The 1,287-nt window shown below is 74.7% G+C and carries 1 protein-coding gene and 2 pseudogenes; all 3 read right to left on the bottom strand.

The genetic code is table 11. The features are described 5' to 3' along the window. Positions 1 to 456: pseudogene (locus tag Y694_RS21860) on the bottom strand (NAD(P)-dependent methylenetetrahydromethanopterin dehydrogenase); the annotation flags it as partial. Positions 457 to 506: 50 nt separating this feature from the next. Continuing rightward, positions 507 to 668 carry a hypothetical protein gene (locus tag Y694_RS25150; RefSeq protein ID WP_197028850.1) on the bottom strand — a complete coding sequence of 54 codons (162 nt, stop codon included), beginning with the start codon at positions 666 to 668 and terminating at the stop codon, positions 507 to 509. A gap of 455 nt (positions 669 to 1,123) precedes the next feature. After that, positions 1,124 to 1,180, bottom strand: a pseudogene (locus Y694_RS27310) (hypothetical protein); the annotation flags it as partial. Between the last annotated feature and the right edge of the window lie 107 nt (positions 1,181 to 1,287).

Here is a 1,287-nt window from a genome sequence, read left to right as displayed (position 1 = left end):
CGCACGTCGCGCCGAGCTGCTGCGCCAGCACGCCGGCGATGCGGCCCACCGTGCCGCCGCCACCGAGGATGACCACGCGCTTGCCGGCCAGGTCGGTGCCGTGCACCTTGCGCAGCTGGCTTCCACGCAGGCCACCAGCGCGGCGGCGGTGGTGTAGGAGCCGCTCGGGTCGGCCATCACCGACACCACGAAGGGCTTGACCATCGCCTTGCGCGCCGCGTCCAGCATGTCGGCGGCCAGCAGCACGTCGCGCCCGCCGATGAAGAGGCCGGTGCGCGCCACGCCCTTGGGGCCGCGCGAGAAGATCGCGTCCTGCGTCAGGCCGGTCACGCCGTCGAGCGTGACCTCGCTGTAGGTCGGCAGCAGCTGGTAGCCGGCGTCGGCGGCCATGTTGATGTCGAACGGGCTCATCTGCTTGCCCGGCGTGATCATGTGGAGGATGTAGGGGCGGTCCATCGCAGTCGCTTTCAGGTCGTCTTCGTCGGGGTCGGGGAGAACGTCGGTCTTCATCGGGGCGGGGGGCGAACTTCGATCGACGCACCGTGCGCGCGGGCGCCCACGGTGCGCAGTTGCAGCGCTGCCTCCACCATGCCGGCGGCGCGCGCGGCGGCCAGCACGGCGTCGGCCTCGGCCGCCGACGGCAGGATCGCGAAGCCGGTCGGCCCCACGAGCTCTGTCCGGTGGCGGCCACGTGGTGGCGGGCGATCCATTCGCACAGCCGCGCGACCGCCGGGCTGGCGTAGAGCTGGCCGCCCTGGGCCGGCGCGAAATGCGCGCCGACCAGGCGCTGCACCGCGCTCACGCCCTGGGCGAACAGCGTGAAGTCGTCGCTCGCGGCGCCGGGCAGCACGCGCATCAGCACCTCGTGGCAGACCGCGGCGGCGCTGGCCTGCGCGAAGGCCGGCAGCGTGGCGATCGCGCTCCTCTCGTCGGCGCCGCTCAGGCCCTGCCGCTGCGGGTCGAGCACCAGCAGCACGCGCCACGCGGACGGCAGCTCCAGGCGCGCCAGCAACGGTGCCGGCACGCCGTCGTCGCCGGTGCCGGTGCCGCCGTCGAGCAGCAGCCCGCCCTGGTCGAAGCCGGCGATGCCCACGCCCGAACGCAGGCCGCGGCCCAGCAGGCGCGCGATCTCAGGCGTAGCCAGCGTCAGGCCGTGCAGGCTGGCGAAGGCGCGGCCCACCGCCAGCGCGAGCTGGGTGCCCGAGCCGAAGCCGGCATGGGCCGGCGGCAGCTGCAGCAGCTGCAGGTGCAGCGGGGCGTCGAGGCCGAAGGCGCGCTGCAGCGTCG

The organism is Methylibium sp. T29-B, from assembly GCF_000576225.1.
In the GTDB taxonomy this organism is placed as follows: Bacteria; Pseudomonadota; Gammaproteobacteria; order Burkholderiales; family Burkholderiaceae_C; genus Methylibium; species Methylibium petroleiphilum.
Note: the sequence above shows the minus strand (reverse complement) of the source record. Positions and strands in the feature narration are given on the sequence as shown.